The sequence below is a fragment of the Microvirga lotononidis genome (assembly GCF_034627025.1).
Taxonomy (GTDB): domain Bacteria; phylum Pseudomonadota; class Alphaproteobacteria; order Rhizobiales; family Beijerinckiaceae; genus Microvirga; species Microvirga lotononidis.
This window is the reverse complement of sequence record NZ_CP141050.1, coordinates 935,001-957,430: the sequence shown is the minus strand read 5'-3', so window position 1 is coordinate 957,430 and position 22,430 is coordinate 935,001. Positions and strand designations below refer to the sequence as shown.

Annotated in this window: 22 protein-coding genes; 12 read left to right on the top strand and 10 right to left on the bottom strand. The window is 59.4% G+C overall.

The window, feature by feature from the left end; all coding sequences use genetic code 11:
* Nucleotides 1–146 precede the first annotated feature (146 nt).
* Together U0023_RS34180 and U0023_RS34175 are read left to right on the top strand one after the other, a co-directional pair.
* Nucleotides 147–665 (top strand): PAS domain-containing protein, encoded by a 519-nt coding sequence (locus U0023_RS34180; protein WP_154661338.1) that lies wholly within the window; start codon nucleotides 147–149, stop codon nucleotides 663–665.
* 77 nt (nucleotides 666–742) lie between these two features.
* A complete protein-coding gene (locus tag U0023_RS34175; protein ID WP_009764878.1) occupies nucleotides 743–964 on the top strand; it encodes a DUF7696 family protein in 222 nt (73 codons plus the stop codon).
* Nucleotides 965–1,293: 329 nt separating this feature from the next.
* On the opposite strand, the gene U0023_RS34170 is transcribed toward U0023_RS34175, so the two are convergent.
* A complete protein-coding gene (locus tag U0023_RS34170; RefSeq protein ID WP_009764876.1) occupies nucleotides 1,294–1,722 on the bottom strand; it encodes a DUF6894 family protein in 429 nt (142 codons plus the stop codon).
* 323 nt (nucleotides 1,723–2,045) lie between these two features.
* Here U0023_RS34170 and U0023_RS34165 point away from each other — a divergent pair, with 323 nt between their 5' ends.
* Nucleotides 2,046–2,399 (top strand): helix-turn-helix domain-containing protein, encoded by a 354-nt coding sequence (locus U0023_RS34165; protein WP_009764875.1) that lies wholly within the window; start codon nucleotides 2,046–2,048, stop codon nucleotides 2,397–2,399.
* Between the two features lie 442 nt (nucleotides 2,400–2,841).
* Here the strand turns inward: U0023_RS34165 and U0023_RS34160 are convergent, their stop codons facing one another.
* The 3 genes from U0023_RS34160 to U0023_RS34150 all read right to left on the bottom strand — a co-directional run bounded on the left by U0023_RS34160 (nucleotide 2,842) and on the right by U0023_RS34150 (nucleotide 4,293).
* Complete coding sequence (locus U0023_RS34160) at nucleotides 2,842–3,102, bottom strand: DUF6894 family protein (protein ID WP_009764874.1); 261 nt, start codon at nucleotides 3,100–3,102, stop codon at nucleotides 2,842–2,844.
* A 194-nt stretch (nucleotides 3,103–3,296) separates the two neighbouring features.
* Nucleotides 3,297–3,587, bottom strand: coding sequence for an excalibur calcium-binding domain-containing protein (locus U0023_RS34155; protein ID WP_245273172.1), 291 nt, complete (start codon nucleotides 3,585–3,587; stop codon nucleotides 3,297–3,299).
* A gap of 7 nt (nucleotides 3,588–3,594) precedes the next feature.
* Entirely contained in the window at nucleotides 3,595–4,293 is a 699-nt protein-coding gene (locus tag U0023_RS34150) for a thermonuclease family protein (RefSeq protein ID WP_322883878.1), read from the bottom strand.
* Nucleotides 4,294–4,859: 566 nt separating this feature from the next.
* On the opposite strand from U0023_RS34150, the gene U0023_RS34145 reads away from it, so the two are divergent.
* Nucleotides 4,860–5,693, top strand: a complete 834-nt coding sequence (locus U0023_RS34145; RefSeq protein ID WP_040639740.1) for a COG3904 family protein — start codon at nucleotides 4,860–4,862, stop codon at nucleotides 5,691–5,693.
* A gap of 295 nt (nucleotides 5,694–5,988) precedes the next feature.
* On the opposite strand, the gene U0023_RS34140 is transcribed toward U0023_RS34145, so the two are convergent.
* Complete coding sequence (locus U0023_RS34140; protein WP_009764869.1) at nucleotides 5,989–7,020, bottom strand: IS110 family RNA-guided transposase; 1,032 nt, start codon at nucleotides 7,018–7,020, stop codon at nucleotides 5,989–5,991.
* Nucleotides 7,021–7,454: 434 nt separating this feature from the next.
* Between U0023_RS34140 and U0023_RS34135 the strand changes: the two genes are divergently transcribed.
* The 5 genes from U0023_RS34135 to U0023_RS34115 all read left to right on the top strand — a co-directional run bounded on the left by U0023_RS34135 (nucleotide 7,455) and on the right by U0023_RS34115 (nucleotide 12,277).
* Nucleotides 7,455–8,423 (top strand): IS5 family transposase, encoded by a 969-nt coding sequence (locus tag U0023_RS34135; protein WP_009764868.1) that lies wholly within the window; start codon nucleotides 7,455–7,457, stop codon nucleotides 8,421–8,423.
* 877 nt (nucleotides 8,424–9,300) lie between these two features.
* Nucleotides 9,301–9,708: a response regulator gene (locus U0023_RS34130; protein ID WP_009764866.1), complete on the top strand. Its 408-nt coding sequence runs from the start codon at nucleotides 9,301–9,303 to the stop codon at nucleotides 9,706–9,708.
* Nucleotides 9,709–10,000: 292 nt separating this feature from the next.
* Entirely contained in the window at nucleotides 10,001–10,603 is a 603-nt protein-coding gene (locus U0023_RS34125) for a hypothetical protein (RefSeq protein WP_322883877.1), read from the top strand.
* Nucleotides 10,604–11,491: 888 nt separating this feature from the next.
* Nucleotides 11,492–11,743: a ParB N-terminal domain-containing protein gene (locus U0023_RS34120; protein ID WP_009764864.1), complete on the top strand. Its 252-nt coding sequence runs from the start codon at nucleotides 11,492–11,494 to the stop codon at nucleotides 11,741–11,743.
* Between the two features lie 111 nt (nucleotides 11,744–11,854).
* On the top strand, nucleotides 11,855–12,277 hold the full coding sequence (locus tag U0023_RS34115) for a hypothetical protein (RefSeq protein WP_009764863.1): 423 nt from the start codon (nucleotides 11,855–11,857) through the stop codon (nucleotides 12,275–12,277).
* Between the two features lie 74 nt (nucleotides 12,278–12,351).
* Here the strand turns inward: U0023_RS34115 and U0023_RS34110 are convergent, their stop codons facing one another.
* Nucleotides 12,352–12,687 carry a DUF6894 family protein gene (locus tag U0023_RS34110; protein ID WP_009764862.1) on the bottom strand — a complete coding sequence of 112 codons (336 nt, stop codon included), beginning with the start codon at nucleotides 12,685–12,687 and terminating at the stop codon, nucleotides 12,352–12,354.
* Nucleotides 12,688–12,700: 13 nt separating this feature from the next.
* A complete protein-coding gene (locus U0023_RS34105; RefSeq protein WP_040639736.1) occupies nucleotides 12,701–13,114 on the bottom strand; it encodes a hypothetical protein in 414 nt (137 codons plus the stop codon).
* Between the two features lie 319 nt (nucleotides 13,115–13,433).
* Here U0023_RS34105 and ilvA point away from each other — a divergent pair, with 319 nt between their 5' ends.
* Nucleotides 13,434–14,993, top strand: coding sequence for a threonine ammonia-lyase, biosynthetic (gene ilvA / locus U0023_RS34100; RefSeq protein ID WP_085985190.1), 1,560 nt, complete (start codon nucleotides 13,434–13,436; stop codon nucleotides 14,991–14,993).
* A 231-nt stretch (nucleotides 14,994–15,224) separates the two neighbouring features.
* Here the strand turns inward: ilvA and U0023_RS34095 are convergent, their stop codons facing one another.
* On the bottom strand, nucleotides 15,225–15,593 hold the full coding sequence (locus U0023_RS34095) for a hypothetical protein (protein WP_009495109.1): 369 nt from the start codon (nucleotides 15,591–15,593) through the stop codon (nucleotides 15,225–15,227).
* Nucleotides 15,594–16,568: 975 nt separating this feature from the next.
* On the opposite strand from U0023_RS34095, the gene minD reads away from it, so the two are divergent.
* Entirely contained in the window at nucleotides 16,569–17,432 is an 864-nt protein-coding gene (gene minD, locus U0023_RS34090) for a septum site-determining protein MinD (protein ID WP_009495107.1), read from the top strand.
* Between the two features lie 185 nt (nucleotides 17,433–17,617).
* Entirely contained in the window at nucleotides 17,618–18,256 is a 639-nt protein-coding gene (locus U0023_RS34085; protein WP_009495105.1) for a hypothetical protein, read from the top strand.
* Between the two features lie 539 nt (nucleotides 18,257–18,795).
* Here the strand turns inward: U0023_RS34085 and U0023_RS34080 are convergent.
* Together U0023_RS34080 and U0023_RS34075 are read right to left on the bottom strand one after the other, a co-directional pair.
* Nucleotides 18,796–20,130: a replication-associated recombination protein A gene (locus U0023_RS34080; RefSeq protein ID WP_245273171.1), complete on the bottom strand. Its 1,335-nt coding sequence runs from the start codon at nucleotides 20,128–20,130 to the stop codon at nucleotides 18,796–18,798.
* A 21-nt stretch (nucleotides 20,131–20,151) separates the two neighbouring features.
* Complete coding sequence (locus U0023_RS34075; protein WP_009495101.1) at nucleotides 20,152–22,146, bottom strand: putative bifunctional diguanylate cyclase/phosphodiesterase; 1,995 nt, start codon at nucleotides 22,144–22,146, stop codon at nucleotides 20,152–20,154.
* Nucleotides 22,147–22,430 lie beyond the last annotated feature (284 nt).

Sequence of the window (22,430 nt, the reverse complement as noted above, 5' to 3'; positions counted from 1 at the left end):
ACACACTTCGGCAAGGTTGATATACAGCGGCTCAGTTTCAATCTAGAGATGGCAGGCTGCTTGTGCACGAGGATGAAGTCGAAGCTGTCGCTCGGGCTCTATACGACACCTTGGAATGCGCCCGTGGGTGGGAGCATGAGCCTGAAGTGCTCAAGGAACGGCTTCGCGACAGTGTCCGCGTCACGATCAGGAAACTTGATGAGCACCTGAGAATAGTCCCGACCCGGGACATTGCACCTCTTGTTCTAACAGGGGACATCCGAGATGCGGGAGAGTTGCTCATGAACTCGCCCGATGTCAGTGCTTTGGAAATCACAAGCTCCCAAGCGTGCAGGGTTGCGCTGCGAGGCCCTGAACTGATTATTGAGGCCGCCAACAAAGCCTTTGTCAGGTCTGCGGGCCGAGATGGGTTCCTCGGGCTACCAGGATGGGAGGCTTTTCCAGAGCTGAGAGGGCAAGGCTATTTGGAGTTGCTGGATCAGGTGTACCGGACCAAGAAGCCGTTCGTCGGCCTCAAGATGCCGATCCTCTTCCAGCCGAGCAAGGGTGCTCCGATGGAGGAGCATGTGACCGACTTCATATACCGGCCGATCGAAGACGGCTCAGGGCATGTCACAGGTGTGTTTATTGAAAGCTACGACAGAACCGAGTGGGCACGCGCTTAGCCCGTACAATCCGGCAGATATCGTATCGCTGATAAGGAGCAACAGGCCCTTCACCTGGGCGTGGAGCACCCGGTCTCATGACCTATTCTCGTGACACTACCGCCTTATCCGAACTCACCGGCCAATCCGTCAGCACCTGGTCTGAAGAATGGAGGATCGACACGGAGGCGCGCACGGTCCTGAAGATGTCCAAGCAGAAACGGGATACATTCTTCACCGGTCGGAAGGATGAGAACGGCAAGATCACTGACCCGGGCGCGGGCGTGATCGAAGGAACCGAGCCGCCGAAGCGATCCTAGGGGTGGGTCGGACATTCGGCCCGTCCACCCCTATAGAGAGTATCGGCGGTCGCCTCACGCTGCTCTTAAAGTTTGAGAAGCGCGCCTGAGACATCGCCGGAGCTGCGCCAAACCTGAGGGGCAGCAATGGTCTATGGCCACAGTGAGACGGACGTGAAGCTGGATCGAAAGCGACAGGAAGTGCATGACCGCCTAGCCCGGGAAACGCGGGTCGGCTGGCCTACGCTGACGATCGTTGACGCGATCATTGTTTTTGGTGCCGCAATTGCCATTCACCTGATCTTGGGGGCTACTTTTGGTCGCAATTAGCGGATGCCACAAATGTGCTCCTACGACGTCCATATATCGTCTTTTCCCGTGCGGGGGCGGCAGATCGGGACTTTGAAGGCAACACGACCGTCCTCCTCCGACACCGCAATGAAGCTGCTACAATATTCCCGGACATTGTCTGCTATGAGCATGGTGATATGGTGGGCTTGGCTCCTGGCTTCATGGTCGTCCTGGAACGCTCTGCCATGATGATCGGGGCTGGCGTGTCCATTCAGAACAACATTGAAGTAGTAGTTTGGCATGCATGCGGCCCGCAAAGACCTTCCATACGAAGTTCGTGAGATCTGTCCTTGCGGTTTCTCAATGCTGGGCGCTTCTTCTGATTTGCTAGTGTTTCCTGGCGGGTCGCTAGAAACCCTGACGGGATTGTAAACACCCTGAATGAACGCCAGCTTTGCATCCATCGCCACCTGCCACGAGCCATCCATGACCTCCTCCCGCGATACCAGCCGATTGACGCCGGCCGAGATCGAAGATCTTCGGGAAGACAATCGGCGAGCCGCGGAACTGGCTCGCGAGCTCATCCGGGCAGAGAAAAAGAGCTCAAAGAATCAAGGGCCTCACGCGGTCGAGGCGATCTTGGAGGTTGCTCGCCAGATGCAGGCAGCACCAGACGCACGGAAGTAGCACAACGGCCTCATGTCGGTCGCCGCGTCACAAACTATCAAAAATTCGTCCCAAGTGATCAAGCTCGGCTCTCCAGTTGCGCTAGTCTGCTGCGATGGCAATCCCCTCTTCTCCTAGAGCTGGCTTGCACCAATCGGGCCAAAACATCCGCCCGCTGACCGCCGAGGTGCAGCGCGTACTTCGGGTCGAACTGCTCCGGGACAGCTGTTCAGCGACCAAGATCGCCAATCTCTTCGCGATCAATCGCCGGGCCCTTCACCGGCACCTGAAGGCCGAAGGCAGCTCGTTCCGGCAGGTGACCAACGAGGTACGTTGCGAGATTGCCTGCTGGTTGCTCGCTAGATCGGATCTCCCGGTCAGCCATATCGCCGAGGTGCTGAACTACGCCGAGATCAGCGCCTTCAGCCGCGCCTTTCACCGGTGGACGGGCCAAAGCCCATCGGTTTGGCGCAGTACTCATCGCGGGCCGGTAGGATAGGCGGGACATTGGCCGCATGCGCGGCTCGCCACATGCCTGGGGCCTGACCGGATCATCCCCGGAACGCGGCGGATGCGCCCCCAGCTCTGGATCAGCCGTCGGCTTCGGCATGGCCACAAGCAAGCGGACCGTCATGCACTCTCCTGAGACAGTCCATCTCTGACCGGATGGTAGTCGGCTGAGACTGACGTATTGGCAAAGGGAGCGCAATGCGCTCAACCGGTGCCATTTCGTGTCAGCCAAGCGGCCTTCGACGAAACTTGCGGTGCGGCCGTTCCAGACTGGGCGTTATGCGAAATTCCCGCGGCTATTGCGCTACTCATCGAACAGCACCAGAACTCCGATCACCAGCCCGAAGATGACGACGGGGATCAGAAGCGACACAAGGTCCTCAAGATCCATAGCAAGCTCACCTGGGCAGGCGGTTCGAGATTTCGCGGGCTCAATGCAGCGAAAAGATCCTCTGCGCCTGATTGAAATCAGAGAGGGAGATGCGCAGGATCGTTCGGCCAGTCCCATCCATGACCTCAAGGCACCAGTCTTGCCACTCGTCCGACATGAGGCCCTCTTTGATGAGTCCATTCGCCGCCCTGATAACGGAGAGCAGGGCGCCTTCCTCATTCCACAGGTCAATCCCCTCCTCGTCGGGGATCACCTCATGATCCGAGACAAGATGGAAGAAATATCTGGCTGATGCGGGCATGGCCAATCACTCTGCAAAAAGTCCTCCCAAACAGGATCACAGTCATCGATGCGGTCAGCAATGTGGCAAGCGAAGCGCAGAATACCTTTTAGGTATCAGCGCCAAGACGGTGGTATGACCTAAGGGCTACTATGGCCCTGCTGCCTCTCTCCATTCCATACCGGGCGTTATCGGAAATTCGATTGCGGACGCAGTCAGCAGCCTATTCTCTGCTTGATCGCATCAACCTGAGACCTGGAGCGGCAGACGTTCTCACAGGGAATGCCGTCGCCATCGGCATCGGCCCGGCTATAGCCGCCGCACCACATCTCGACAGCCTCCTCGCAGGTGCTCGCCGCCTTGCAGCTCCTGCGCTGCGCTACGACGTATTCCTTCACCCGCTCGACGCTGAGCTTGGCCGATTGTTCGGAGAGACTTCCCGTCGCTCCCACAGGCGCAGCCATCACCATTGCGGCCAAAGCTGCGATCACCCCCCACTTCATCATAGGCCCCCTAGCCTCTAGGCGCGCGCCACCCGGCTGCCTTTGCTTCATCTTCACTACAGAACCAGCGCTCTCCGCTGGCCTCATCGATCACCGTCTTGGCATAGCTCCGACTGCCCGGCAGGTGGTAGATCTTGTCCGATCCAGAGATGTTGCCCTTGATGGCGCACTTCCGGTCTGACCCCGTCGAAGCCTCCGACGACAGCCGCTTCCCACGGCGCCAGTCCCACGGCTCGACGAACTGCCCAGCCCATAGCCCCCGCTTGGCCGTGCGAGCCTCGGCTTCCGCTTTGGCATATCGACCATCGGAATATTGCTTGTACTCAAGGGCCCAGCCTTGAAGGACCATCTCCGCGTTGATCTCGCGGCCATTCGCCTGGCAAACAGCGACGACGCGGCCATAGCGATCGCGATCCTGTTCTTGGCAGGTCACACGGCCATTCCGCCCGATGAGGTCGGCTAAGGCTTCTGCCGCCCGGGCGCCGCAGAGATAACGCTTGCTGGCGGCATCGTCACAGGTCTGCTGTCCCTCTGGCGTGTCGATGCCATAGAGGCGGACCCGTGCCGATCGGCCTCGGATCGACAGGGTATCGCCGTCGACAATGTCAGCCTGTCCCGTGATGATAGGGCCAGCAGCGACGGGATGAACGAAAAGTAGGAACGCAAAGGCGAGGAGAACAAGAGGCTTCATGGTGCCAGGAAGTTGCATGATGGCCCGATGGCCCGCAAGCCCTCACCATTTCGACTTTCGGGGAGGTAAGAGCACACTGTGTGATTGATTGGAGAGCGAAGCCCGTCAGGCATCATTGCCATTTTAAGTTCTATTGCCTAGCCTCTATCTCTGAGGAAGCTTCTAGCCTTCCTCTCTCTCGGCCCCTTCGGTCTCACAGGGTCTAGCACAGTCAGGGAGGGTATCAGCCTCCCTGACCAAACCTTGCTCATCGCGGATACTTCTCAGGACGGGTCGAGAGATAGTGCCGGTAGCAGGCGATGACCTTCCGGCCTGCATCGGATCTGCCAGCTTGCTCATCCTTCTCGATGAGAGTGGAAGGGCTTAGCCTGCCTCGTGCCTGTGATGAATGCTGGCAGCCCATCGACGATCTCCAGCCGCTACGCTAGGGTCGCTCCCGCTTCAGGGGGCTGAATATGGTACTGCGAATATTGGCATTGGTGTTGCTGTCGGTCTGGACGTGCGGGAGCGCCATTGCCGCCGACTTCTGGGTAGGCGGCAATCCCTGCGAAGGCACGCCATGCACGACCCCTAGAAGCGTGGAAATGAGCGGACGCATCGTCCCTGGAGACGCCAAGCGATTCGAGGCACTGCTTGCCAAGGAGGGACCATCTATCAGCGGGGTGGCCCTCCGGTCGCCAGGCGGCGATGTCGATGAGGCCATGAGGATCGGGCGGATAGTCCGTGCGAAGCTTCTCCGTACGCTCGCTCCCATATCATCCCCCGAAGGGAACGTCTGCATGATGGGTGGCTCGCCCGAGCAAGCCTCCGAGTGCGTCTGTCTCAGCTCATGCTTCCTGATTTATGCGGGCGGCGTGATGCGTGGGGGCAACGTCCTCGGGCTTCATCGTCCCCGGTACGATGAGGCATTTTTTGCGAACCTGCCCCTGGAGGCGGCCAACAGGAGGTACGGAGCTGTCATTGAGAGAATCAAGGCGTACCTCCTCGAAATGGGCATCGGCGACAGGTACTTGGACCGGATGCTGCGCGTTTCTTCGTCCGAGATGGAGATCTTGTCGAAGGACGAGGCCGACCGCGATCTCAATGGCTTTATCCCGGCAATGGCCGAGTGGTTGAAGGCCAAATGCGGGGAGATCCCCGAAAAAGAGCAGAAGGCGATGTCCAGCCTAACACTCTACATGGCGCTTAAGGACATGCCGTACTCCCAGCTCGATGACGAGTTCAGAGCCTACGTCGCCGACATGTCACGGCGCGTAACGCCTGAAATGGAGCGTCGATACCAAGCCTATTCCCGGAGAGAGGGTGAGGTAACCGGCTGCCGGAATGGCGCCCTGCTTGAGGAGCGGCGGAAGCGCCACGGCGAGTTCGCAGAGTTCGATGAGCTGAATCGAACGGGGGAGAAACCCGGCCAGAAGTAGCACCTCCTAAACATCGACATTGTTGAACACGGGGATGTCATATGTGGACGCTCCCTGCCGGCAAGGGTTTTGTTGAACGTGTCTGCAAAATGGTCGGGTGCGGTCATATGTACGACCTGTTGGTGCGGTTCATTTGACCACTGGCCCTGATGAAAGTCCGCCAATCAGGTCCCAATCACATTATCGAGCTCGAGGCTCTGACAACGTCGCGGGTTTTCCTGATCCCGGCTCGACCGGTTTGCATCACGTCATTCATCACCCTTCCCGAACTAAGAACCCTAACCAGCGGTGGTGCTCAGACAGCAGCTGGTGCCGGAGCTTGGTAAACCTCTCCTCTGGCCAAAAGCGCCCAGGCGATCCGGGCTGTCTTGTTAGCCAGAGCCACCGAGACCAGCCGAGCTGGTTTCCTCGCGAGCAGCTCTGCGATCCAGGCACTGCCTGCCGCAGTCTTTTTGTGAGCATAACGGATCACCGCCGTGGCGCCGACCACCAGCAGCGTTCGCAAGTAGCCATCGCCCATCTTCGAGATCCGCCCCAACCGCTCCTTGCCGCCAGACGAATTCGGCCGTGGGGTCAGTCCCAGCCAAGCGGCAAACTCCCGGCCGGAGCGGAACTGCGAGGGATCTGTCACAGTCGCTGCGATTGCTGTGGCGGTGATGAAGCCGACACCTGGGATCGTTTCCAGCCTGCGGCTCTCCTGGCTCTGCCGATGCCAAGCCAGGAGTTCGGCCTCAAGCGCCCGGATCCGCGGCTGCAGATCGAGCAGTTGATCAACAAGAGGCGCCAGAGCCCGGCGGGCCAGCGGCGGCAGCACGGCATCGGCACTCTCGTCTGTGAGGATTGCGATCAACTCGCGGATGCGGCTGATCCCCTGCGCGACGATGATGCCGAACTCGGCCAGGTGTCCGCGCAGAGCATTGACCAGCATCGTGCGCTGGCGGATCAGCAGAGCCCGCACGCGATGGAGCATGAGCACGCTCTGCTGCTCGGCCGATTTGACCGGCACGAAGCGCATGCTCGGACGGGCCACGGCCTCGCAGATCGCTTCCGCATCGGCTGCATCGGTCTTGCCGCGTTTGACATAGGCTTTGACGTAAGCCGGCGGCATCAGCTTGACCATATGGCCCAGCTTGATCAACTCACGGGCCCAGTGGTGGGCGGTCGCGCACGCCTCCATACCGATCAGGCACGGGCTCAGACCAGCAAAGAACGGCAGCACCTCCCCTCGGCGCAGCCGCTTGCGGACGACGACTTGGCCAGTCGCATCAACGGCGTGCACCTGGAAGATGTGCTTGGCCAGATCCAGACCAACTGTGGTAATCTGCATGGCGGACGCTCCCTCTCCTTGTGGCGATCTTCACCACGACCACCCTTTGGCACTTTGATGCCGGTGAGCAGGGAGCGTCCACTCCATCACATTAACGGCGAATACTGCCCTGTACTCGTCAACGAAAAATCCCGCGGTGAGGAAAATCAATGACTTGGGCTGTGCAGAATGAGACCTTGTCGACCAGCAAAATGGCTATACTCGGTTAATGTGACATCCCCCGGCGATGAGCCTGTCGTTCCCCGTCATGGTGTTGGGAGCCCTGCTGATGAGCACACTGTCGGGTCTTGGTTCGTCCAGTTCCCCTTCGCCGCGCAACCAGCAACTCATCGCCGCCGCGGAGCGGGGGACGCCTTGTTGCATGGATGAGCGAGTTGGTAACTGCAGCTGGGAGGCGTAGAGGCCTATCCGGCCTCTGACCAAAGATTTCTCCCGTGCCATTCAAAGCTAATGCCGCTCGCCGCCACCGCATTCCGAAGCGGCAGTACCGGGTGACGAATTGGGCCGAGTACGACGCCAGTCTGCGCCAGCGCGGAAGCCTCACGATCTGGTTCACAGAGGAAGCGATTGCCGCCTGGCGGGCTGAGCCGCGCAGAACACGAGGCGGACAGCCGCATTACTCAGCCCTGGCGATCAGAACGGCGCTCACGCTCCGAGCGGTGTTCCGTTTGGCGCTGCGTCAGACGGAGGGTCTGATTGGCTCAATCCTCCACCTCCTGGGGCTGGATCTGGCGGTGCCGGATCACTCGACCTTGAGCCGGCGGGCCGAGACCCTGGAGGTCCCAAAGCCATGTTCACGCTCCAGAGGACCCGTTCACCTGCTGGTCGACAGCACCGGCCTACGGCTGTGCGGGCCTGGCGAATGGCTGATTGAGAAGCACGGCACCCGAAGACGCCGCACCTGGCGCAAACTGCACATCGGGGTCAATGCGGAGACCGGGCAGATCCTTGCATCGGTGCTGACTGCGAGCGATGTCGACGATGGCTCCCAGGTCGAGCCTTTGCTCGACCAGGTTGCAGCTCCACTCGCCTCCTTCATCGCGGATGGAGCCTACGATCAAACTGGCATCTACGGCATCATTGGCAAGCACCATCCTGAGGCTGATGTGATCGTTCCTCCACGATCAACGGCAGTGCCGAGCGACGATGGGAAGACCACTCCGACCCAACGCGACCGGCATCTCCAAAGCATCGCCGAGCATGGCCGCATGGGCTGGCAGAAGGCATCCGGGTATAATCAACGAGCCTTGGTGGAGAGCGCCATCGGCCGGTTCAAACGAGTGATCGGGGACGCCCTGCGCTCGCGGACCGACCGGCGTCGTACGACAGAAATCGCCATCGCCATTCATGCCCTCAACCGCATGCTTGAGCTTGGACGCCCGAAGTCCGTCCGCATCGTTTAGCCAAAGCCACGGCGTAGGCTCAGTACGTTCACCAGCAGTTCCATGCAACACAGTCACATTGAGTTCCCGCATGCGAGCACGCCGCGAACACGATCAAGCCTTTGCCCTTCACGTTGGTGGCGTCCCAGCGCACATCCTTGATCGGGGGGCAGCCTCCCAGTCGCCATCCTCGGTGTTTGCCGGCGTTGACCCAAGAGACCCTGCTTGAAACCTGTCGAATAGGGAATTCTACCTCTCACGTAGAACAGGCGAGGGGTTGGGGCCAAGACACTCAGGGCCTTCTGTCCGTACATTTGCCACATTATGCCGCTGCTCTGCCAGCAAGGGACCCTGAACGAGGGCAAGCACATAGGGGCATTCAGCGGCACAGTCCTGCCACCAACGAGAGTGTCTCAATGCAAGCCCTGCTCCCGATCGATGCTCCGGAAGTCACGTTTTCAATCCCACCTCACTCCACGTTCGATCAATCGCTGGCCTCTAATGACCTTCAGCAGCTTGGGGAGCGGCTGCGGCTGACCTATGGACCGGTTGAGACCGATCTCCCAGCCCGGCTGGCAGAACTTGTTGAACGGCTCACACGCCGGGAGCAGCCGGAAGGCTAGGCGTCGATGGGACCATATCTCAGGTCTGCCTCAGCGTGCACTTGCTGCTCGTTTGGATGTCTCAGTCGACACCAGCGTAGATCGACCGTCGAACGATCAAAGGGTTAGTTTGTACAATGCCATTGATCGGTGTCCTGCCTGGGATCGGTCGGACCGTCGAGGATCAGGCGTGGCAGCTTGGCGCACCCACCCGTTCGCCATGATAATTTAAGGAAGCATCAACCAAGCCGGCAGAATATCGGCAGGTCTCCCAAACAATACGCGATGCTCCAACGATGCTAGCCTCAGCTACCGTTCTTGTCGTCGACAATGACCCGATCACACGCGAGTTGCTGGAGGGGATTCTCCGGACTGGCGGCTGCCAGGTCCTCGCTGCTCCGACTGGAAACGTGGGCCTCCTATCACTTTGTCAGCAGCGCGCTCAAATCGACTGGCTTGTAACGAAAATAAGCCTTCCCGGGCTTGTCGATGGATGGCTCCTGGCCGATGAGTTTCATCGGCACCGCCCAGACCGGCCGGTGATCCTCCTGTCCGAGGCGATCGCGGAGGCTGAATGCCCCTCCATCGATGCGCTGGTGATTCCAGCGATAGCTCCGATGCGGGTTCTTGAGGCACTGACAAGCCTGGGCAGTGATGAAACCTCGCGTCTGGTGAACTCCCCTGAGATCGCTCGAGCAGCTTGAGCCTGCATAAACAGATTGGATGAAGGCACTCCGGCTGAGAGGGTCGAGCTCTCAGCCAAAGCGCCAGAGTAGGATGGTGCTCTGCGCTACCATGCTGGGCAATCAGGGATCGCCCAGAACTGGCTATTCATCAGCTCTCCATTTTAAGACCGTCTTCACCAAGACAACAAAAACACCTGCATGCTGGTGGCTGGCGGCCGAGGTAATCCATTTCAGCCTCTTTGTCGCCGCAACCGTGGGCCCGAATGAGCGGCGCTGAATTTCAGTCATCTTCCGTATGCGGGAGGCGCCCATGTTCCAAGAGTCTGCGCCACGTCTGTTGAACGCACACCGCGGTCTAATCCTGGCGCTCAGCTTGTCAGCCGCCGCAGGATGGACCTCGTTTGCCATCGTGAGGCACACGTCGGCTACGGTCGAACACCAGTTTCGTGATCAGGTCACAAGCCTGCGGGCCACGCAAACCGAGCTTGTTGCCGAGCAGACGAAGACTCGCGTGTCACTCTCCGAGATGACCCAGCTCCGCGCAGATCTTGCCGCAGCTCGGCGCGAGATCAACCAGCTGTCTCAGTCTCACGAGCAGGCTCGGGGGGAGTATCCCCCCGTCAGGCCTGATGCCAAAGGTGTAAACCTCCAACCCAATGACGCCACCCGTGACGTATCCCGGACAGATGCCATCGGCGAGAAAACCAGCGCGATCCACAAGGACAATGCAGTCTCAGCAAAGCCGCTAGAGAAGCAGCCTCGCAATCCGCAGGTTGCCGCCGTCGGTATTTCGCCATCGGTTGCCCGAAAGCCAGCTGAGAAGCCCCGCGGCAAAGAGCTGATTGTCGTCAGTGAACCAGATACAGCGGCCTTGCGCCAGCTCGTGAAGTCTGCGCAGACGCCAGTGCGGTAGATAACATCCCGGCGACCGTAGCCGGTTCTACGTCCAACCGCGCGGAGAAGGTGCAAAACTGATTGGCTGTCAAAAAATGAGGCACAACTGAACCAGCACCTCATGCAGCCTTGCACGCGTGAGATCCTCCTGTGTGAGGATCCTAGTACGGCATCGGTTGCAACTTACATTAAATAGGGATTGCGCTCGGCTCTCGTGGACAGTCTCATGCTCATAAAGACCCGTCCTCCACTTCATGGTGATAGTGAGCGACAACAAAGAAGATAAAGAATTTGTTAGGATTTTAGAGGGAAGTTGCTTGGCGTCGTGACGAGCCGGTCCGCCTTATCTTCGCAAGAGATCTTGCGCTTCCAGCAAAAGGCATCGCGCATGAGCAAGACGAAGCCCGACGCCAACCATTCCCTGCACCCTGCTCTCGAAGAGCTGCGGCAAATCCTCGCCAGAGAGCAGACGTTGGAGGGGTTTCAGAAGCGCTTTGGATATGACCCTTCCGCACTCTCCCGACGCATTTCGGAACGAGAGGAAAGAAAAGCGCTTAAGAAGCGGCGATAACCTTTCGACAGCCTCAGTTTCCCAAAACAGCCTTGAGCAAGTTTCGTAGACGCTCCGACATCTTCGACGATGAGCATGGGCGGTGCCCCGGGGCACGTCTTTCCCCAACACCCTTGTACCGGCCGTTTTATTAGGATTGGGGTGGACATTCGGTATTTGTTACAGCTGATGCATGGAATCTGTCTAAACCTGTGCTGATCAGCAGTCTTCATTACCGTTGCCTTCCCATGGCTGTGAGATGAACATGAACGATCCTGGAGATGTGTGTCGCTAGGCAAGCTGGCTCACCGCGCCTAAGCTTCCATCAGGCATGAACCCAATACAGGAGCAGTCGGGATGGTATTGAAGAAGCAGACCCTTTCGATCCACGATGTCTATGTGCCTGTGAAGCGCCGCCAAACCCTGGACCTGCAGAAGGTTGAGGCTTTGGCCGAGAGCATGATGGAAAAGGGGCAGGAGACCCCCATTCTCGTGCGGCCTTACGGGCAGCGGTTTGTCCTCGTCGAGGGACTGCATCGTTTGGAGGCGTGCAAAGCTCTCGGGGAGACCACCGTTCCAGCCTACTTTGTGCAGGCTCGTCGGCACTGAGCCGCGGCGATGCGAGTGGACCTCTCACGCGCTTTGGCGATGGAGCGCTGTCCCATCCCGCCGCAGTTTGTCTCCTCCTGATTAGATCCAAGTCGGAAAGGCCATTTCTCCATGACGAACAATCCGGGCAATCAGGCTCCGCTGACGAGTCACAGGCAGGAAGACTGGGACGAGGCGTGCGAGACCTACCTGCTCGAACATGCCCCAGGCTTGAAAGACTACTATGCAGCACAGCACCAAGCCTTCCTCCAGATTGAGGAGGATGCACTGTCTCGCTATCCGGATCCAACGCCGGGCGACATCGCGGCGGCGCAAGCGGCGGAGGCTGCTCTCCCGTCCAGGAAGAGGACGGAGCTTCAACTGCGTCGCAGCTTCGTGCCTCTGGCGGCTCACCTTCCAAGCGAGGTCAAGCGCAGCAGGAAGCGCTTCATTCAGCGCCATCAGCGCGCCTGGAACCGCGCCAACCCTGCACCCCTGACATGGGAGCTCGAGCGAACACTCACGGCAGAGTTCAGGAGAACTTATGGGCAGTGAGAGCCCAAAGGCCAGAGGCTCATTGATGTTCGATATCTGAGCATAGCCACTACGGCAGTTCGTCTCAGATTTGATCAATGAGCCGAGAGTGCGTCCAGCGGGATCACCTGGACGGCTCGGCCGGAGCTGTCAACAATCTCGAGGCGCCAGCCCCGCCACTCATCGGAACTTGTCGGCGTCTGGGCACGAAGCTCCTCGACGGCTTCCAGGGCCGAGACCACCGCCGCCTGGATGCTGGACGCCACGATGCCTTCTTCATCAGGAATCCGGTCATGGCCGTCCGTCAGGTTGAAGTAGTAGCGGGCTGGAACTGACTGAGCCGGCGAGGCCTGGTGCCAGGAACACGCTGACGGGATGCCGGCGCCGAGCTCTTCAATCGACATTGGCTTGCCTTTGATGGTGGTTGCCACGTGTTGGCCCGCCTTACTGGATTGCTGGGTATGAGACAGTGTCGAGTTCCACCCAGCCGGTACAGGTCGGGAGTGCGGGAACGAGGTAAGCGCGGCCTCCTTCCACGCTCTCAACCCGGCACGGGTAGGTTCTCCGGTCGCCTGGAGGTCGGTACAGGACGAGACTGCCAGCGGCGAGACGATCGGACAAAGAGTCTTCAGAGATGACGATTGCGCCTGTATCGAGCGGCTCACCGGCATCTGGTGCAGGAGCGATGTTTTGCTTGGCCGCCCGAACGCGTTCGAGCGCAGCAATGGCGAGACGGGCTCGGTCGCGATACCGGCTCATGACGAGTTTCAGAGGCCCCTGCTCGTTCCCCGCATGCCAGGACAGGCCGCCTGCTCTTGCAAGCTCGGCCGCAACCGCCTCTACTTCATCCTCTGCCATGTGCCCCCGGCGTATCGAACCACTGCCGTTAAGCGTTAGCGTTTGTTTTCGGTTCCGAACGACAAAAGTCGCAGTCTGCGGCAGACCGTCCCCAGCCTGAGATCACTAACGTCATTGAATGACAGGTTCGCGACCATTTCGCCCAAAGCTGCTAGTGGCTCTTGGACTGCAATGCAACTCAACTTTTATTGGTATATCGTTATGAGTTCTCCCGATGAACGGCACCTCGGTCGGCACAGGCACAGTGGCTGTTTCAACCTGATGCCATGTCCTGGTTGTGAGTGTATCAGGATCCCGAGGCAACCTGCGAGTTGCCTCGCTGAACCAGGAAGGCGGCTCTGACGTGCAGGACTATATCCGCAGGATCCTCTCCGCTCCAGTTTATGACGTCGCGATCGAAAGCCCGCTTGATCCAATGCCACGCCTGTCACTGCGGCTCGGCACGCCGGTCCGGCTCAAGCGCGAGGATCTTCAGCCGGTGTTCTCGTTCAAGCTGCGCGGCGCCTATGCCAGGATGGCAGGCCTCCCACGCGAAGCGCTTGAGCGGGGAGTGATCTGCGCCTCAGCCGGCAATCATGCCCAGGGCGTGGCTGTTGCGGCCAAGAAGCTCGGCGCCAAAGCCACCATCGTGATGCCCCGCACCACGCCTGCCATCAAGATCCAAGCGGTGAAAGGGCAGGGCGGTCGCGTGATCCTGCACGGCGAGAGCTTTGACGAAGCCTACTCCCATGCCCAGCAGCTTGAGGCGGAGAAGGGCCTTACCTTCATCCATCCCTATGACGATCCCGACGTGATCGCGGGACAGGGCACGGTGGGCATGGAGATCCTGCGCCAGCATCCCGATCCGCTCGAGGCCATCTTCGTGCCCATCGGGGGAGGAGGCCTGGCTGCGGGCGTGGCGGTCTACACCAAGTTCCTGCGGCCCGAGGTCAAGGTGATCGGCGTCGAGCCAGAGGACGCCGCCAGCATGGCGGCCGCTCTGGCCGCAGGCGACAGGGTGATCCTGAACCAGGTTGGACTGTTTGCCGATGGCGTGGCGGTGCGTCAGGCCGGTGAGGAGACGTTCCGCCTGTGCCGCGAACTGCTCGACGAGGTAATCACCGTCAGCACCGATGAGATCTGTGCGGCGGTCAAAGACATTTTCGAGGACACACGCGCCATTGCCGAGCCGTCCGGCGCCGTCAGCCTGGCCGGGCTGAAGAAGTACGTGGAACGGGAAGGAGCACGGCAACAGGGCCTGGTCGCCGTCAACAGCGGCGCCAACATGAACTTCGACCGGCTCAGGCACATCGCCGAGCGGGCTGAGCTCGGCGAGCACCGCGAGGCTCTCTTGGCAGTCACCATTCCCGAACAACCCGGCAGCTACCGCCGCTTCATTCAGCTGCTCGGCAAGCGCTCGATTACCGAGTTCAACTACCGCTACTCGGATCCTCAGGAAGCCCAGATCTTCGTCGGTGTGCAGCTCTCGGACGGCGATCCCGAGAAGCGCCAGATCATCGCGATGCTGCGGGAGCAGGGCTATCCCGTGCTCGACATGAGCGACAACGAGATGGCCAAGCTGCACGTGCGCTACATGGTCGGCGGGCACACACCCGGCCTTCAGGATGAGCTGATCTTCCGCTTCCAGTTCCCGGAGCGGCCCGGAGCGCTGCTGAAGTTCCTCAATGGGCTGTCCGGCAGTTGGAACATCTCGCTGTTCCACTACCGCAACCATGGCGCCGATTACGGACGGGTGCTGGCCGGCATCCAGGTTCCCACCGCGGAGCGAGCGCAGCTCAAGCACAGTCTGGATGAGCTTGGATACCCGTACTGGGACGAGAGCGACAATCCAGCGTATCGCTCCTTCCTGAACCGTGGGAAAGAGGGTGCAACCACCTGAGTCTGAGGCATAACTGCCCACGCACTCCTTCTCGGCTGCGAGATTGTACTGGAAAGCGCTGGCCGGAAAGTTCCGACTATGAGCCAGGCCTCACGGGGTGGCGTCGCTCCGGCTGGAGCAGCTTTGTTCTTCGTTAGAGTACCGACAACATTGCCGCCCTTTGGACGCTTAAAACTGAATAGTTGATCCTTACGATGCAAAGGCCTCCTTCTCCGAAACTATCGGTTGAGGTTAGCGTGCGGGGTTGGCGGCTAGCTTGATCTTCCGCGTCGGCTTGCCACTCTCGAACTGAGAGCTCAGGTGCAAGGGGAGGGCGAGCTGCCTCTTGCCTCGAACAGGAGCTTCCCTAAGCCCAGCCCGCTTGAGCCATTCCTGGAAATGAAGGTTGGCGGCCTGTTGAGCCTTCCTCTGCGTATCCTCGATGCCCTGCAACAGCACCCCGGCTGAGATCGGAATATCGTTGAGGTACCAACGGAAGCGACCCTGGTCGCTTCCGTTCGAAACACGATACACCCGCGCAAAGACGTGAAGGTGCAGACTGCCCACCACATCATCAGGGCTGTTGTCGTCAGGAATGGTTGGCTTCCACCGCAGTGCCATCTCTCACCTTTCTCAGCACCGGCTCTGATTACGCCGTAAGGGCTAAGGAGGTGTTATCGTGGTCGTGGGACGGGCAAGTTGCTCATCTCAAGCCGCGCACGGTCGTCAGAGAGCAAGGCGATCTGAGATTGTGACAGGGCCAAACTGAGTTGAGTCAACGACGATGTCGCTTTAACTAAGGATAGGGACGTCAACGGCCACAGCAGTCATCTTCCATACCAGCACGATTGCTGAATTCCCTCCGCACGAGACGTCTTCTTGCTCATGCAGGCTTGTGTTCTTCATGAGCATTGCATCACTGTCGCTAAGCTTGGGTTCTGTCATCGCCATCTCTGCTATTGCCGTCGCTCAACAGGGTTGCGCTGACTGCGGTGTCGGATCGCTGATCGAGGCTGCGGGTCAAGTCGTGAATAATCCAGCGCCTGGCCCGGCGTGCTGAGGATCGTTTCATCACCACCCTCCAGAGACACAGGAATGTCAGCGGCGCGGTCTGCTTGACGTATTGATTGTGACGAGATTTCCAGTGATCGGATCGAGAATAGTCATGGGCAGCCCTCTCGCGCTCAGACACAGGACCAATGCTGTGCCTGCCGTTTGGATCAATTTCGATTGAGATCGTGGTTACGAGACAGTTACTGCACCGGACCGCTCCTATCCCCAAAACAGGCCGAGGCGGTTCATCCGCGCCCCGTCTGCTTCGGAGGAGAGGGCTGATCCAAATCCCAGCGGATCAACGAGCCCATGGTCGCGACACGATGGTTAATGGATTGCTAAGAACCTGTCCCGAAGTTGCCCGATCTTACTCGAGCCTGTTAACGGTCTGGTAACCATTTCCGGCGCCGAATAGGTCTGCTCACGGGGACATCCGGCACTGCCCCAGTGCGGTACGCCTCGTTGCCGTTGCTGCCTCTCGATCTCGCATGTGCCTGCGTAGGTACCGTGCCTCTTCACGGTCTCTCTGGAGAAATGCCAGCGATGAAGAAGCTAAGGCCAAAGCATACCAAGGCGAAGACAAAGACCAGACAGGGCAGGGTGCTCGTCGTGACCTCCGGCAAAGGAGGCGTCGGCAAGACCACCTCCACGGCCGCCTTGGGTGCGGCCCTGGCTCAGAGCGGGCAGAAGGTCGTGCTCGTCGACTTTGATGTCGGGCTGCGCAATCTCGACCTGGTCATGGGGGCCGAGCGACGCGTGGTCTTTGACCTGATCAGCGTCATCAAAGGAGAGGCCAAGCTCGCGCAGGCGCTCATCCGAGACAAGCGCCTGGATACGCTGGCACTTCTGCCGGCCTCGCAAAGCCGCGATAAGGACAGCCTGACCGACGAGGGCGTCGCACAGATCATCGGTAATCTACGCACCCAGTTCGATTGGGTGATCTGCGACAGCCCGGCCGGTATTGAGAAGGGAGCTACCCTGGCCATGCGGCACGCCGATGTCGCCGTCGTCGTGGTGAACCCGGAAGTGTCCTCGATCCGCGATGCTGATCGGATCATCGGTATGCTCGACGCCAAGACAGCCAAAGCCGAGAGCGGCCAGCGCATCGACAAACATCTGCTTCTCACTCGATATGATCCCGTTCGTGCCCGGCGCGGCGAGATCATGAAGGTGGAGGACGTACTGGAGATCCTCTCCATTCCGCTGCTGGGCATCGTGCCAGAGAGTGGGGAAGTGCTGCTGAGCTCGAATGTCGGAGCGCCGGTGACCCTGGGCAGCCCCGGCAGTGCCCCGGCTCAAGCCTACCTTGAGGCGGCGAGAAGGCTGACGGGTGAGGGCGCTGTGATTGTTACCTCCTGCGATAAGCCCCGCCTGCTGCAGAGGCTGTTCGCCCGACGAGCCGCATAAACCTGTAGACTTCTCTCACAAGGGAAGGATCTTATGCTGTCTGGAAGACGCAATCGTGCAGAAGATATTCTGAAATCGGCCGATTTACGGCTATTTCAGATGAAAGCCACGTGTGTTCCTGAGGTTGACGTCGTGCCGGTAAGATCTTAGGTCGTCATCATTCAATCTTATGATCAGCATATGAGATGAAGCGGAACATCAAGACTTTTTCTGTTGAGATCAAGAAATCCCGCGTTCAGGGTCAACATCATCACCTCCCGCCCAAGCGCCTGTTTGAGCTGACATCGATTGAGCCAGCCAAAATCGTCCAGAAGGAAGAGCCTCAAGCGGCGGTCGAACCAGCTCCGGCTCCGCGCATTCTGCAGAGCATCGTCGAGTCTGTTTGGAACAGCCCGGAGCCTGTTGAGCCTGTCCGCCGAAAGCGCTCTTCCGTTGAGATCCGTCGGGAACAGATGGAATCTGATCTGACTGCGACAGCCTTTGAGGATGCGAAAACCACACATGTAGGAGATCAAGTGAGTTGCGGAGCCGTGCCGCAGACGGACGGCGCTCTTGATGATGCCGAGGATCCACCACCTGTCCATGACGTTCAGGCCGCACAAGGCGAGGGCGTGAGGGCCGGTTCACGGAAGCCACGGAAGAAGGTCCCTACTGTCGATGAACCGAAGATAGCATGTGAAACAATGCCAGAGGCAGAGCTGACTATACCATCAGCGGCGCCGTCGAATGCTGTCCCGCGCAGGCTGACGAAGCGGCAGGCCGCCGCGGCTCAATTCCCGCGCCATGAACGCTGGAAGGGGCGACTTCATCCCGCTGTCTGGTAAGTTTGCTACTCCATCGGATCTGTATATCCCCCTCGCAACGTAGCCACAACGTCCGCCGGTGGTACACCGCGGTGCCACAGGACATAGACGGTGCGATAGCGGGGTGGCGCAAGGCCAGCGGCGCGGCAGGCAGCAACTGCCTGCTCATGCGCCTTACGAATGCTGCCAAACGGCGTCGTATCACCCTGCCTCCAAGCCGTGGAGCGACAGCTCAGGATAGCGCGCCAGATGATGACCAGTTTCAGGTGCGGAAAGCTGCGGCCTTTCCGCGTGGTCTTTAGCCTCGAGGCCTGTTCTGACCCATGCTTCGCGCGCTCTCGAGCCAAAGTGAAGCGACGCTGCAGGGCGCGATGGGAGAGATCGTGACCGTCATCATCCGGGTTCGCGCCACGCTGTTCCACATTGCGCAAGGCCGTCCTCAATCGTGCGATCCGCCAAGCTGGAATGGTTTCGAAAGGTTCAGCGCTCATCGTGTTTCGTCACTGGATTGCGTCTCTCCTACCATGCAGGGCGGGAGTGGCCCTATCCCAGGTTTCTCCTCAACTGGTGCCCGACTCGTCCTGCCATTGCTGTGGCTGCGGCTGACCAGTGACGCGCTCCCACCAGGCATCAGCTCGCGCCTCGAACGTCTGACCGCCCCGGCCATCGCTCTGATAGAACTGACTGGGTTGGATCCCGGGAGAGTACGTCTGCTCAACCCAGCCACGCGGATCATCATGCGGGAACCGGTAGCCCACGTGGCCTAGTTTGGCCGCCCCGGCATAGTGCCCGTCCCGCAAGTGCGGAGGAACGGGGATCATCGGCTGGGATTTGACGTAAGCCATTGCCGCACCGATGCCGCGGCAGGCCGAATTGGACTTCGGCGCACGGGCGATGTGCAGGGCTGCATGGGCCAGAACAATCTGGGCCTCCGGATAGCCGACGTGCTGCACCGCCGTGAGGGCAGCGGCAGCGGTCTGCAAGGCCGTGTTGTCGGCCAGACCCACATCCTCCGAGGCATGGATGAGAATACGGCGGGCAATGAAGCGGGGATCCTCGCCGGAGTGGATCAGGCGAGCGAGCCAGTAGAGGGTGGCGTCCGGATCCGATCCGCGCATCGATTTGATGAAGGCGGAGATCGTGTCGTAGTGGAAGTCGCCTTTACGATCGAAGGGCAGGGGAGAGGCTTGGTAGACCTCATCGACCATGCTGCCGGTGATCGAGATGGCGGAACCGGGTTCGGATCCAAGCACCAGCGTCTCAAGGGCGTTCAACACGCGGCGGGCGTCGCCTCCTGCCCGGCCGGTGAGTTGCTTCATGGCATCCTCATCAAAGCAGACGTTCAGCTCCTTGGAGCTGGCAAGAAAGGCCACGGCCCGCTCCACCACCTGTCGTAGGTCATCCAACGAGTGCGGTTCCAGCTGGAAGATCGATGCCCGCGACACGAGGGCGGGCGTGAGCACGTGATAGGGGTTGCCGGTTGTGGCAGCAATCAGGTCGAAGGTGCCGGTTTCGGTCAGATCAAGGAGATAATCCTGCTGCGCGCTGCTGAAGCGATGGATCTCGTCGATGAACACCAGGATATCCTTCGCCTGAGCTTCCTGTGCCACGGCCTTGATGTCGGAAACATTGCTGCTGGCCGGGTGCAGAGAGCGGAACTCCTTCTTCATCTCCTGACCAATTGCCCGGGCAATCGTGGTCCTGCCTACTCCTGGGGGACCAAAGAGGATAACCGTGCCGAGACGGCCCGCTCGGACGCGCCGCCGCAACGGCCCGTTCGGTCCAAGGATATGCTGCTGCCCAATCAGTTCATCGAGCGTTTGCGGGCGGATTTCGGCGGCGAGTGGCTTGGGACGCTGCTCCTGAGCCTTGGAGAAGAGGTCAGCTTTCATCATAGAATTCGAAGCTTTGAATGATCAGGGGCTTGGAGGCTTGAGCAGAGAGGGATTCAGATCGCGTGGGATCAGGCTCAGCCCAAGATCAACAGAACTCAATTCAGCCCTGTTTAAGAAATCGACCAGCTCACGAGCCGGTTGCGGTCGCCCGAAGTAATACCCCTGGCCTTCAGTACACCCGGCCTCACGGATCTTGAGCAGCTGTTCCTCCGTCTCGATACCTTCAGCAACTGTGGACATCATGAGGCCAGCTCCAAGGCTGGTAATCGATTGGACGATCACGAAAGCGTCTGATCGCGAGCAGATATCGCGCACGAACGACCCATCAATCTTAATCTTGTTGATCGGGAAGTCACGCAAGTAACTGATCGACGAGTAACCAGTCCCAAAATCGTCCAGTGCGATGCGGATCCCGAGCCTGCGAAGCTGGTGAAGAATAGACAGCGTCTCTTCGTTCTCCTGGAGAAGACATGACTCGGTGATCTCCAATTCCAAGCGGTCGGGAGCAAGTCCTGATGTTGCCAAGGCGTTGCCCACAGACTGTGTGAGTGTGCCGCTCCGAAACTGAAGCGGCGAGAGGTTCACCGCCACTTTAAGGTTCCGCGGCCATTGCGCCGCTTCGTTGCAGGCCTGCATGAGGACCCACTCTCCCAGCGGCGAGATCAAGCCGATGTCTTCCGCCACAGGAATGAACTCGGACGGAGGGATCATACCCCGTTCGGGGTGACGCCAGCGAAGAAGGGCTTCGAACCCGGAGACTTCGTTGGCCGCGATATTGATCTGGGGCTGATAAAAGAGCTCAAACTCGCCGTTCACGAACGCGCTGCGCAAGTCAGCCTCAAGGACTTGGCGCACCCGCAACCGGGCTTCCATCCCTGGTTCGAAGAAACAGCAGTTGCCACGCCCCTGGGACTTGGCCTCGTAGAGTGCCAGATCCGCGTGCTTCAAGAGTTGGTCTGGCGATGCAACTCCAGTCTGAGCGGACGCAACACCGATGCTTGTACCGATAACAACCTCATGACCATCCACAAGGTAGGGGGCGCTGACCGCCTCAATAAGGCGATCGCCAAGCTGCATTGCCTCGGTAGAGCCGACACTGTGGGCAAGAACGACGAACTCGTCGCCCCCAATTCGGGCGGCCAGATCTCCGGACCGCAGCAGATTGCCGAGGCGTTCACCAACAAGTTTCAGCAGCCTGTCGCCAGCCGTATGGCCATGGTGGTCGTTGATAGCTTTGAAGCCATCCAGATCAAGGTACAGGAGTGCAATCCGCTGGCGCCCCTGTTGCACCATTTCCCACTTTTGTTCGAGGGCCGCCGTAAGGCCGGATCGGTTGGACAGCCCGGTGAGCATGTCATGGCGGGCGCGATAGTCATTGTCGCGCTCGGCTCGCATGGTGGTGACGAGCATCGCATTGAGCCGGTAGACAGCCTTGCTCATGGCAAAGAGATAGAACGGGATCTGGAGTGCCGTTAGAAGCATGATGGGTTCACCTGACAGCACGGCGCCAAGGCATGCGGGGCCAAAGCTCAGCACGATCATCGCGGTTGCCAACCGGGGCGCTGCGTAGTTGCGAAAGCAGATGCCGCCCATCATGGCCGCGGACGAGAGACAGGCGAGCGCAGCCACGACCCAGTCGCCGCTCAACAGGCTGATGAAGGTGCCATAGCCGACGCCGATGCCCCAAAGGACTGCGAGAACAATATACAAATCGGTCGGTGTCTCTCGGCCGTTTGCGGCGGCGCGAAAGGCGGCAATAATAATGTGAGTTCGTAACACACAGAGAACGAATTCGAACGCAAACCACGAGACGAACATGGGATGGGGCAGCCGAAGGGCGGCGACTGCCGCTACCAGCACAGTATTTGCCACACCCCCAATAAAGATCGGCAGAGTGCCGAACAGACTTGCGATCAGGGCCTGGCGAAGATTAAGTGGGATGTCTTGACCAGGATCAGCGAGCCAGCGAGTGAGTCTCCACTTTGGCAGGCTGAATGTTCCGGTTTGATCTCGCATGGCACACGTCAAAGGCGTCTAAAAAGGTCGCTGGATTCCGCAATGGGAGATGCTCTACGAAAACTGGATGAATAAATTCTAAGGAGAACCTCGCGCGGTAGCCAGCCACTCCAGACTTCTTGTCAAAATGTTTGTGCTCAGAAATTTTCCTGATGAAATACAGCATGCACAGTCGTCTAACGCTAAAGATCGAGCGATGACGGTGATTAAGACGAGTATATGAGACTGTAAATGTGGACGCCTATCCGAACAAGCGAAAGGCCCCGTGTCATTTCTGACCGGAG

Excerpts from the sequence above, each read along its gene's own strand:
- U0023_RS34115 (WP_009764863.1), top strand. The coding sequence starts at position 11,855 with ATGACGAACAATCCGGGCAATCAGGCTCCGCTGACGAGTCACAGGCAG.
- U0023_RS34160 (WP_009764874.1), bottom strand. The coding sequence starts at position 3,102 with ATGCCCGCATCAGCCAGATATTTCTTCCATCTTGTCTCGGATCATGAG.
- U0023_RS34170 (WP_009764876.1), bottom strand. The coding sequence starts at position 1,722 with ATGGATGGCTCGTGGCAGGTGGCGATGGATGCAAAGCTGGCGTTCATT.
- U0023_RS34140 (WP_009764869.1), bottom strand. The coding sequence starts at position 7,020 with ATGCAGATTACCACAGTTGGTCTGGATCTGGCCAAGCACATCTTCCAG.
- U0023_RS34175 (WP_009764878.1), top strand. The coding sequence starts at position 743 with ATGACCTATTCTCGTGACACTACCGCCTTATCCGAACTCACCGGCCAA.
- U0023_RS34145 (WP_040639740.1), top strand. The coding sequence starts at position 4,860 with ATGAGCGGACGCATCGTCCCTGGAGACGCCAAGCGATTCGAGGCACTG.
- U0023_RS34080 (WP_245273171.1), bottom strand. The coding sequence starts at position 20,130 with ATGATGAAAGCTGACCTCTTCTCCAAGGCTCAGGAGCAGCGTCCCAAG.
- minD (WP_009495107.1), top strand. The coding sequence starts at position 16,569 with ATGAAGAAGCTAAGGCCAAAGCATACCAAGGCGAAGACAAAGACCAGA.
- U0023_RS34095 (WP_009495109.1), bottom strand. The coding sequence starts at position 15,593 with ATGGCACTGCGGTGGAAGCCAACCATTCCTGACGACAACAGCCCTGAT.
- U0023_RS34085 (WP_009495105.1), top strand. The coding sequence starts at position 17,618 with ATGAAGCGGAACATCAAGACTTTTTCTGTTGAGATCAAGAAATCCCGC.
- U0023_RS34155 (WP_245273172.1), bottom strand. The coding sequence starts at position 3,587 with ATGATGAAGTGGGGGGTGATCGCAGCTTTGGCCGCAATGGTGATGGCT.
- U0023_RS34120 (WP_009764864.1), top strand. The coding sequence starts at position 11,492 with ATGGTATTGAAGAAGCAGACCCTTTCGATCCACGATGTCTATGTGCCT.
- U0023_RS34075 (WP_009495101.1), bottom strand. The coding sequence starts at position 22,146 with ATGCGAGATCAAACCGGAACATTCAGCCTGCCAAAGTGGAGACTCACT.
- U0023_RS34105 (WP_040639736.1), bottom strand. The coding sequence starts at position 13,114 with ATGGCAGAGGATGAAGTAGAGGCGGTTGCGGCCGAGCTTGCAAGAGCA.
- U0023_RS34150 (WP_322883878.1), bottom strand. The coding sequence starts at position 4,293 with ATGCAACTTCCTGGCACCATGAAGCCTCTTGTTCTCCTCGCCTTTGCG.
- U0023_RS34130 (WP_009764866.1), top strand. The coding sequence starts at position 9,301 with ATGCTAGCCTCAGCTACCGTTCTTGTCGTCGACAATGACCCGATCACA.
- U0023_RS34125 (WP_322883877.1), top strand. The coding sequence starts at position 10,001 with ATGTTCCAAGAGTCTGCGCCACGTCTGTTGAACGCACACCGCGGTCTA.